This is a genomic window from Bradyrhizobium sp. SHOUNA76, from assembly GCF_023006445.1.
Lineage (GTDB): Bacteria > Pseudomonadota > Alphaproteobacteria > Rhizobiales > Xanthobacteraceae > Bradyrhizobium.
The window spans coordinates 1-7,356 of sequence record NZ_JALBHA010000334.1 but is presented as its reverse complement, the minus strand read 5'-3'; the positions used below and the strand labels follow the sequence as shown (position 1 = coordinate 7,356).

The following is a 7,356-nucleotide window of genomic DNA, read 5'->3' as shown; positions in this document are numbered from 1 at the left end:
AGCCGAACGAGCGCGGTCGCTGCGAGGGTTCTGAACGGCTCCACCGTCAACGTCACGACTCTGGCGGTTGGAGCAAGCGGCGCCGGCACCTTGACCACGACGTCCACCGCTCTCGGTGGCGGCATCGTCGCCGGTGTCGGTGCTGATGCCGAGGCCCACGAGAATTCAGGCGTGGTTGCGGAGATTGGCTCCGGCGCCTCGATCACCACGTCGGCGACCGGCGTCGGCACGCTGGTGTCGGCGTCGATCACGCCCAATCTGTCGAGCGAGGCGATCGGCGTTTCGGTCGGCGGCGGTGCCGTCGGCGTCGCCATCGCCAAGTCCACGGTCGGCGCCACGGTGACGGCCGATGTCGGCGACAATGTCAGCTTCTCGGGCGGTGCGCTCGGGGTGACCGCCATGGCGCTGGTTCCGATTGTCGGTACACAGAACAACTCCGACGGAACGACCACGACAATCTATGGCACCACGACTTACGCCAAGGCGCTCGCCGGTGGCGGCGGCTCGCTGATCGGCGCGCAGGGCAGCCTGGCCGTGGCGTCCGAGAACGCCACGGTGAACGCCTATGGCGGGGTTGGGATCCGGCTTCCCAATGCCAATGTGACCATCGCGGCCGAGAACGACAGCGCCCAATATGCCGACGGAACGGGCCTTTCGAGCGGGTTCCTGGCGCTCGGTGCCACCGTCGCGCAGACTTCGTCCAGCGCGCACACCTACGCCTATCTGGGTGCGCCGGCGGACATGGATACCCTGAACCATGGCAGCTACACCGGCATCCTCCGGATCACGGCGACCGGCTCTGATACCAATGTTTCCGACGCGACGGTCGGCGCGGGCGGCACCTATGCCGGCGTCGCGGCGGTCGCCACGACCAGCTCGACCGCCGTGACCAATGCGCGGTTCGACGGCGGCACGGCGGATGACACGCTTTATTTCGGCGGTCTCCGCATCAATGCCATCCACACCACGAATTATGGCGCGAACGGCGACGCCTACCAGGCCTCCACGGCCGGCGTCTCCGCGGGCAAGGCGCAGAACGATGTCGATTCGACCACCACTGCCGAGATCGGAACGCACCTGATCATCAATTCGGCGGGTGGCAATATGGTCGTCATCGCCAACGACATCGTCAACCAGGGCGGCGGTGGCGCGCGTTCGGGCTCCGGCGGCACGTTTGCGGGCGCGGCCGCGCTCAGCACCTCGACCGTTACGCAGACCGTCAACACCAATATCGGCGCCGGCACGGTGCTGAGCCTCAACGGAGATCCGCAGACGTCTCCGGCGTATATCAATATCGAGGCCTACAACACGCTGAATACCAACGACACGGCGAGCCTCGCCACGGCCAGCTTTTTCGCCGGTGGCGGCGCCGAATCCAACATGACGGCGAATGCCACGCTCGCGGTCAACATCAATGCCCGCGAGCTGTTCAGCGCCGGCAAGATCTATATCGGCACGGCTGCGAAGATGGCGGTGGCGAACAACGCCAACGCCAGCCTCTATGGCGCGATCGCGGGTGTCGGCGCCAGCACCAACAGCTGGGTTCACGCCACTCAGTCGGTCAATGTCGGCGACGGCGCGAAGATCGGGGCCTGGCGCGATATCACCATGTATGCGGGCCTCGCCGGTGACGGTAGCGCCTTCAGCAGCGTGCAGGCGACGGCGACGACGGTCGTCTACAACAACACCGCCATTCCGATCTCCACGCTCTATCGCGGCACCGCCAATGCCGACGACACCACGAGCCTGACGCTGGCCCCCACCTCGAGCGTCCTCGGTGCGCGGGACATCTATCTGGGCGCAACGCAGGGGCAGGTCACGGCGGCCGGCAACGGCAGCAACTACAATCCGTATCTGGACATCTTCAGCGCCAAGAACAGCGATAACCACAGCCACACCAGCGGAACCGGCGACGTCGCGCTCAATGGCCTGGTGGTGGCGGGAATCAACAACGATTTGACGATCACGATCGAGCTCGGCGCATCCGCGCCGACGTTGAGCACCACCAGTCCGTACTCGTCGCTGACGAACGGCTCGTCATCGGTCCTCGAATACGTGTCCGACGTCAATCACTTCAGCCCGGTGATGAGCTGGAACCACCAGACGGTCAAGTACACGATCGTCGGCAATTTCAATCCCTACCAGCTCGTGGTCAACCAACTGGCGACGCTGACCGGCCTGACCGAGGCGCAGGTGCGCTCCCAGCTCGCGGCGGCTACGCCGACGGCACCCGCCAGCATGTCGCCGTCCGGCACCGATCCGACCGGCGACATCCAGCGCCAGATCGACACGCTGATCAAGCAGGCGCCTTTCACCTCCGACGCGCCAGGCAACGCCTTCGCGTTCGGCGACATCCTGGTCTCCGCCGGCAACGTCTCGATCCTGGCCCAGAAGCTGACCGGCAACAGCGGCACGAACCCGGCCGCGCCCGCGGTCATCGCGCGCAGCTCGCCCCTGATCAAGATCGAGAACAAGGGCCTCGACTTCATGAGCCTGGGCAACCTCACGGTGACCGACGTGACCGGGGGCAACATCACGTACCGCCAGATCGACCATGTCGACCCGGATTCGCACTCCAATGTGACCTTCACCGCGATGCCGAGCGCGACGCCGGTCATCGACGTCTCGGCCACCTACAACCGCCTGGATCCCGACAGCGGCCAAGGCATCGACCAGAACGGCAATCTGCTGACCCGCACGCCCGACATCTATTTCAACGGCGCCGTCAACAACCCAAATGGCCTGCTCAAGGTCGTCAACAATCTCGGCAGCGTCGTCGCATCGCAGTCGCTCAGCGCCGCGACCGTCCAGATCGTGGTGCCCAAGGGCACGTTCACCTTCCTTGGCGGCATCGGGAGCTTCTACGACAGCGGCAGCGCGGTCACCTCGCAATGGGCCAGCACCGAAAACAGGCCGGAAGACACGCTGACCGCGGTGATGACGGCAGCAACCTATCTCGGCGCCTACGGCGACTACTATACCGCTCCGCATATCGCTTCGGGAACCGATCATCCCTATTTCTATTACTGCTGCACCGACGGCAGCCACGGCGTGTATCAACCCGTCGGCAACGCCGACGCCAGCACGATCTTCACCGCGCGCATGCTGATGACGTATTACGACGGCACCTCGCTCTATTCATCGATCTTCCTGCCGATGGGCCGGGGCACGCCTGGGAACACCAGCACTCCCGATGCCGGCAGCGTGCCTGATGTCAATACCCTCAAGATCATCGAGGGGCAGTCGTTGACCTCGAACAATGTCGTGCTCGCACAATGGCAGAAAACGACTTATGACGGCCGGAACGTTTACACCGATAGCGGTCCGTACAAGACGCCGTTCAATTGTGCGTCCGACTGCGACAGTACGGGCTTCTTCCAGGTCATCAACATCCAGCCGGATGCGATCACGCCGAAGACCGCGGACGCGCCGGCCACCGCGACGGCCACCCGGACCATCAGCGGCCAGGCGGTCATCATCTCGGCGTCGGTGATCAACATCAACGGCATCATCCAGGCCGGATCGAGCAGCAATTACTCGGTCAACATTGGCGCCGACGCCGCGCAGCAGGTCACGAATCTCAAGAACAACAGCGCCGCCTTCGCCCAGGCCCAGGCCAACGCGCGGAACGGCAGCTATGTCGACATCGCGGGGGCTAACCTGACGACCTCAGGCACCGGCGACGTCAAGATCGGGGTCAGGTACAACGCTCTGACCGACCAGTTCGTCCTGAACGGCGTAGCGCAGGGCGCCGGCGGCTACGTCTATCTGAACGGCAAGATCATCTCGACCTCGACCGACAACACCCAGACCCAGGGCAACATCGAGATCAAGGGCGGCGCCGGCACGGTCACGGTCAACAACACGAGTGGGCTCGCGCTCGTCACCAACACCATCAATACAAGCGCCACCGCCCAGAGCGTGGTCGAGATCGTCGACCAGCTCCAGGGGAAGACGACGTGGTATGTCTACGATCCCAAGGCGGCGAGCAACCAGCAGGTGACGAAATACCAGACCAACAGCGTCACTGCGGCCGCGATCGACCCGTCGATGCTCACGGCCAGGACCGGTACCGCAGGCATCCAGTACGCGACGCAGGCGAACATGCTCTATCAATGGGTCGACACCGCGACGCTGGATCGCCTGAGCACTAGCACGCAGTTCGACTACGGCTGGCATTTCACGCCCAATCAGGTCACCGGCGCAAACTGGACCACCACGACCAGCTTGGTTTCGGGCACGCAGAGCACCAACTACCAGAAGGTCACCACCGCCACCGGCAGCTATCACTGGGCGGGGGGCGTGAATCCGGACGGGAGCCCCGTTGGACTCAACACGCACTCCAACGCGTGCTGCGGTGCGGACGCCCAGTACAACTGGTACCAGGCGATCTATGATCATTTGACGCTCACCCTGACCAACACCGTCAAGGCGTCGAACCCGATCAACATCAAGTTCACCGGCGGCAGCAGCAGCGACGTCGTGGTCAATTCGACCTCCGGCATCGTCATCAACGGGTCGATCAACAATCTTCAGGGCGCGACGACGCTCGCCGCCACCGGCGCCAACTCGTCCATCACGGTCGGCGCCAACGCCAACAACCCGGTGATCTCGGGGACAAGCGTGACGCTTCGGGGTGACGGCGGCATCGGCACGCTCGGCGCCACCAAGGCTCCGGTCCAAGTGCAGCTCTATGGCGGCAGCCTGACCGCCAGCTCGATCGACCGCGACATCGCGATCTCCGCGATCGGCGCGCTGTCGATCAACCAGGTCAAGGTGAATTCGGCAGGCGCGACGCCGCAGGGCAACGTCTTCCTCTCGGCGACCGGCGACATCAACTCGGCGTCCGCCTACAACGTCGCGACACCCGTCGTGATCGGCAAGAACATCGAGATCAACTCCACCTCCGGTGCGATCGGCGCGACGAGCGCCGTCGTCAACGGCGCGAGCACCCTGACCAACATCAATCCGCTGGTGATCCAGGCGACGGGAACGGTCCAGGCGGGCGGCAGCGTCGATGGCGGCGTGCTCGACAGCGCCTCGGCCACCGGCACCTACATCATCCAGTCCAAGGGCGATCTGCGCCTCGGCACGATCCAGTCGACCGGCGGGCCGGTGTTCCTCGAGGCAGCCGGCTCAGACGGCAACCAGGCCAGCATCCTGAACGGCCGGGCGGCGGTCGGTCTCACCCAGGCGCAGAGCCAGCATCTGCAGAGCGTCTGGGCCAGCCTCGATCTGCTCAGCGGCAACGCCGCCACCAACGCCGTCAACAGCTACCAGTCGATGGTGACGTCGGCCTACAACGACTATTTCCAGCTCAAGAACATCGCCTTCCCGAACGGCAGCACCTACGCCCCGACCTCGGTGGGGCTGACGGTGCTGCGAGCGCAGGTGGCGGCCAAGCTCGGCATCGATCCCGCCAACGTCACGACGACGCAGATGAAGACCGAGGCCACGACGCGGTTCCTGAGGGACCAGTTCCTCCTCGGCAAGATCAGCACCGCCGAACTCAAGAGCTCGCTGACCACATTGCTCGGAACCGCACCCGCCGATCCGCTCGCGTCGCTGTTCGGCAGCTCACTCTCGACGACCCTGTTCACCAAGCTGTTCGAGGGCGTGGCAACTGATCAGCAGTTCCTGCCGACCAACGCCGCGCTCCAGGCCGCCCTGCAACCGGGCCATTTCAGCTCGACCTACACCTATACGCTCGCATCGACCGAGCGGGTCTACGGCATCATCACCGCGGGCGCGCAGTGGACGCAGAGCCAGCTGGCCTACACGGTGTCGTCGTCGTCGATCGGCGCGGCGCCGCCGCCGATTGACGAGAACGTCATCGCCAATGTCAGCGCCAACCAGATCATGCTCTATGCGCCGCGCGGCTCGGTCGGCAATTCGGCGGCGCCCCAGACCTTCACCTTCACCAGCGTCGATGCCTCCTCGCTGACGACGGAGCAGAGGGCATTGCTGTCCTCGGCCGGTCCCGGCCAGCTCACCGTCGGCGCGGTGACGGACCCGACGACCCATGTCACGACCTATACGGTCAGCCTGTCGCAGCAGAACCTCGTCGTCGTCGACAACCCGATCGCGATCTCGGCCAAGGCGCTGACCAATATCTATCTCGGCAGCAAGAACAGCCTCGCGCTCGGCGGCGTCACCGCGAATTACGGTCCGATCACGGCCGCGCAGGCCAACGGCATCGAGGTGACGGGCCGCGGCGACGTCAAGCTCGACGCCGTCAACAGCATCTCCGCCAATGTGGGTGGCGCGGTGATTTCGGGTGACATCGCCAACCTGACCCTGATCGCCGAGCGCGGCAATGTCGGTGCCCCCGGCGCCGCCGGCAGCAATCCCGCGAACAATACCAACGCGCTTCAGATCGCCTTTGCCGACCCGGGCCACGACCAGCTCGACCAGGTCTCGTCGGCGCAGGGCATCTATGTGAAGCAGACCACCGGCGATCTCATCCTCGGCAACATCTCCGCCGGCAATGCGATCCAACTGGCCGCGGCCGGCAGCATCTACGCCGAGGCCGATTTCACGGACCGCAGCGCGATCCACATCCTCGGCACCGACCTCGACCTGCGCGCCGGCGGCAGCATCGGCTTCAACGGCTCGTCCTTCCAGCCGTTGCAGGTGAACATCTCCGGCGCGGTGAGCGGCACGGCGGTTGGCGACGTCAGCATCCTTGCCGTCACCGGCGATCTCGCGGTCGGCAGGAGCGGCGCCTATGGGTCGCTGACGGCTGGTGGCGCCTTGACGCTGAACGTGGCGCGCGGCGCGCTCACCATCAACACCAGCATCAGCAGCGACGGCCTGATGCAGCTGCTCGCCAATCGCGGCATGACCTTTGCGGCCGGCACCAGCGCGGCGCCGGTGGTTGCGACCAGCAACTCGGGCGCCGTGACGCTGGTGGCCGCGACGCTGTCGATGGGCGCCTATTCCGCCATCAACGCACCCGGCCTGATCTCGGTGACCACGACCGGCGATGCAACGATCGGCCAGCTGAATTCGTCGTTGTCCTACGCTGCCGCCTCGAACACCCCGTCGATCATCGTCACCGCCGGCGGCGTTGCATCGCTCGGAGCGATCATCGACAATGGCGACGGCCAGACCAGGTTCCTCGTGTCCGGCGCCGGCGCCGAAGTGTCGCTGAGCGCATCGAACGGCATCGGCAACGCGACGGGCCGGTTCACCACCAACGCCACGCGGCTGTCGGCCAGCGCGAGCGCCGGCGACATCTACCTGAAGGCGCTGACCGACACCGAGGTCAGCCTGCTGTCCGCGGTGAAAGGCAGCGTGGATATCGTCGGCACGGGCGGGCTGACGCTCGACCAGGTGGCGGCGGGCACCGCGACC

At 65.4% G+C, this 7,356-nt stretch carries 1 pseudogene; it reads left to right on the top strand.

Going from position 1 to position 7,356, the window contains the following annotated elements:
* Positions 1-7,356: pseudogene (locus tag MOV74_RS26420) on the top strand (leukotoxin LktA family filamentous adhesin); the annotation flags it as partial.